The 2,910-nt window shown below is 67.6% G+C and carries 4 protein-coding genes; 2 read left to right on the top strand and 2 right to left on the bottom strand.

All coding sequences use genetic code 11. From position 1 onward, the window contains the following. Window positions 1-972, bottom strand: a 972-nt coding sequence (locus RMO04_RS08660) for an aldehyde dehydrogenase family protein (RefSeq protein WP_309644384.1), incomplete at its 3' end; no start/stop codon positions are given. 145 nt (window positions 973-1,117) lie between these two features. Between RMO04_RS08660 and RMO04_RS08655 the strand changes: the two genes are divergently transcribed. Both RMO04_RS08655 and RMO04_RS08650 read left to right on the top strand, forming a co-directional pair. Next, window positions 1,118-1,588 carry a hypothetical protein gene (locus tag RMO04_RS08655; RefSeq protein ID WP_309644383.1) on the top strand — a complete coding sequence of 157 codons (471 nt, stop codon included), beginning with the start codon at window positions 1,118-1,120 and terminating at the stop codon, window positions 1,586-1,588. Window positions 1,589-1,590: 2 nt separating this feature from the next. Next, a complete protein-coding gene (locus tag RMO04_RS08650; RefSeq protein ID WP_309644382.1) occupies window positions 1,591-2,403 on the top strand; it encodes an acyl-CoA thioesterase domain-containing protein in 813 nt (270 codons plus the stop codon). 67 nt (window positions 2,404-2,470) lie between these two features. Here RMO04_RS08650 and RMO04_RS08645 read toward each other — a convergent pair whose 3' ends face one another. Then, window positions 2,471-2,746, bottom strand: coding sequence for a hypothetical protein (locus RMO04_RS08645; protein ID WP_309644381.1), 276 nt, complete (start codon window positions 2,744-2,746; stop codon window positions 2,471-2,473). Window positions 2,747-2,910: the final 164 nt, after the last annotated feature.

The raw sequence follows: 2,910 nt of genomic DNA, 5'->3' as shown, positions 1-2,910 counted from the left end.
CTCGTACTGCATCTTGTTCTGCAGCGGCCCCATCTGCACGCCCTGCTGCAGGCCCTCGCCCACCACCGCGGCGTCGGCCAGCCGGGCCAGCTCGTCGCAAACCGCGTCATAGATGCTCTCGTGCACATAGGCCCGCTTGACGGCGATGCAGACCTGGCCGGAGTTCTGGAAGGCGGCGCTGAAGATCTTGCCCGCCGTCGCCTCTGGATTGACGTCGCCCAGCACGATGGCCGCGTCGTTGCCGCCGAGCTCCAAGGTGATGCGCTTCAGCGCGTCGGCCGCGCCGGCCATCACCTTCTTGCCGGTCTCGGTGGAGCCGGTGAAGGAGATCTTGCTGACGTCAGGATGGGCGGTCAGCGCCCCGCCCAGGTCGTTGGCGTCGGCGATCACGTTGAGCACGCCAGGCGGCACGCAATCCTTGACCAGCTCGGCGAAGCGCAGGGTCGACAGGGGCGTCGTCGCCGCGGGCTTCAGCACCACGGTGTTGCCGGCCAGCAGGGCGGCCGGGACCTTGAAGGCCATGAGGATGATCGGAAAGTTCCACGGCACGATGGCGCCGACGACCCCCAGGGCGCGGCGACGGACCTCGACCTTGCGGCCCGGACCGTCGTCCAACACCTTGATCGGCAGGTCGAGGGTCGAGAAGTAGCGGAAGAAGGCCGAGGCGCCATAGACCTCGCCGGTCGCCGCCTCGATGGGCTTGCCCTGTTCCTGGGTCAGCAGGCGGGCCAGCTCCGGTGCGTTGGCCTGGATGATATCGGCCATGGCGACGAGGGCCGCGCGGCGCTCCGCGATGGGTGTGTCGCGCCAGGCTGGGAAGGCGGCCTTGGCGGCGGCCACGGCCTTGTCGAGCTGGGCTTTCGAGGCCCTTGGGCAGGTGGCGACGGACTCCTCGGTGGCCGGGTTGAGGACCTCCATGGTGGAGTCACCGTCTTCGAGGCGACCGTCGATGAGCAGTTTGAACTGTGCCATGGCGCTTCCTTCCCGATTTTGTTGGCGAAAGCTCGCCCACCTGACGCGGGGGCGGTCAAGTCGTCGCGGGGGACGCGAAAGCCGCGCGGCGCGTGGTAACTAGGCCAGATCAACCTGAGTCCGCCGCTCGCGGCGTGGAGGCCCCATGATCATCGCCGGATGGATTCTCGCCCTGCTGGGGCTCGCGCAGGTGGTGTTCTCGGGCACGATCGAGGTGTCGCAGCTGACCGAGGGCAACCGTCTGATCGGGCTGGCGCCCAGCGTGGTGGCCAATGCCGATTTGGTGGGGCAGCGGGCCATGATCCATCAGGCGGGATGCGCGACATTCCTGGCCGGCGTGGTGTTCATCGGCGCGGCCTATCTCAAGCCGGCGCCTCCCGGGCAGCAGTCAAAGGCCTGGACCAGCATGGCGGCGATCGCCGCCCTGGTGCTCACGGTCGCCGCGCTCGGCGGCTTCGGCGCCTTCCTCTACGCCCTGCACGTCCAAAACTCGGACCAGCGGCTGGTCGATGAGATCAAGGCCCGCGAGGCCAAGAACCTCTCCACCGACGCGCTGATGAAGGAGGCCGAGAAGCGGCTCCAGAATGAGGCCGAGGCGGCCGCGGCGTCGCGCTGACCATGACCCGACCGCTCTTTTTCGACCTGCAGGCGACCCACAATCCGCACCGCTGGTACCTGCCGCTGAGCCCCGCCGTCTGCGTGGGACCACCCGGAAACCTGTTCATGTTCGGTGGGGTCGGGCTGGGTTCCTCCATCGCGGCGCTGGAACGGACCTGCGAGCGGCCGGTGATCTGGGCGACCGCGCAGTATCTGTCCTACGCCCGCCCGCCAAGTGTCGTTGACCTGGATGTCTGGGTGCCGGCGGCCGGCAAGTACAACAGCCAGGCCCGGGTGACCGGCCACGTGGGCGACAAGGAGATCTTCACGGTCAACGCCGCCCTGGGCGCCCGGCCGAGCGAAATGTCGCGCCAGTGGTTGACCATGCCAGATTGCGCCGCGCCGGAAGACTGCCCGCCCGCCGCTCACTGGCGCGGCGGCGGAGACGACCTGCACAGCCGCATCGAGGTGCGGGTGGCCAAGGGGCACTACGCGGGCACCGACGCGGGCGATGGCGAGGATGGCCGGCTGCTGCTGTGGGTCCGCCCGCGCGAGCCGATCCCTATCGACGCCACCATGCTGGCGATCATGGCCGACTTCGTGCCGGGCGCCGTCGGCAACGCACTGGGGCTCAACGCCGGAGGCAACAGCCTGGACAACACCATCCGCGTGCGCCGGATCGTGGCGACCGACTGGGTGCTATGCGACACGCGGATCCTGGGCGTGCATGGCGGGTTCGGCCACGGGGCCATGTATCTGTTCGCCCAGGACGGAGAATTGATGGCGACGGCCAGCCAATCAATGATCGTTCGGGTCCACGACGAGCGCAAATAGGCTCGCGGACATGACAAAGGCCGGCGTCGCCGCCGGCCTTTGCTTTGGTGTTTGGTTTTCTTCGAGCTTAGCGCGCGGCCAGCGTGGTGCTGGCTTCAGCCTGGGCCGTGGCCAATTGGTCCAGCGCCGCCTTGGTGGTGGCCTTCACGCAACGGCCGTAGGCGTCGAGGGCCAGGGTCTCGCTGCGGGTTTCGCGGAAGCAGACCGACTTCGCGGCCTTGGTGACGTCTGCTTCGATTTGCGCGGGCGACTTGCCGACCAGGCTGACCGTCATGGAGCCGGCTTGGGCGGGAGCAGAGATGGCCAGAACGGCCAGGGTCGAAAGTGCGAAAGAACGGATCATAATTTGAAGTCCCGAAAGGGGGTTGAGAACAACCACCTCCCGACGTTTCCCTTTGGACGGCGGCCAACTCTCGCGGCGACCGCTACGCCCGAGCTATGGGGACCCGTTGCGTGGCCAGGGTTTCAAGTGAATATTTTGCATCGCAGCGTTATCCTGTTGCGCTG

The sequence above is a fragment of the Phenylobacterium sp. genome (genome assembly GCF_031412415.1).
Taxonomy (GTDB): Bacteria; Pseudomonadota; Alphaproteobacteria; order Caulobacterales; family Caulobacteraceae; genus Phenylobacterium.
This window is presented reverse-complemented; position numbering and strand designations above follow the sequence as displayed.

What these genes read in the sequence shown, in the direction of transcription:
- RMO04_RS08655 (WP_309644383.1), top strand. Translation starts at nt 1,118, where the DNA reads ATGATCATCGCCGGATGGATTCTCGCCCTGCTGGGGCTCGCGCAGGTG.
- RMO04_RS08650 (WP_309644382.1), top strand. Translation starts at nt 1,591, where the DNA reads ATGACCCGACCGCTCTTTTTCGACCTGCAGGCGACCCACAATCCGCAC.
- RMO04_RS08645 (WP_309644381.1), bottom strand. Translation starts at nt 2,746, where the DNA reads ATGATCCGTTCTTTCGCACTTTCGACCCTGGCCGTTCTGGCCATCTCT.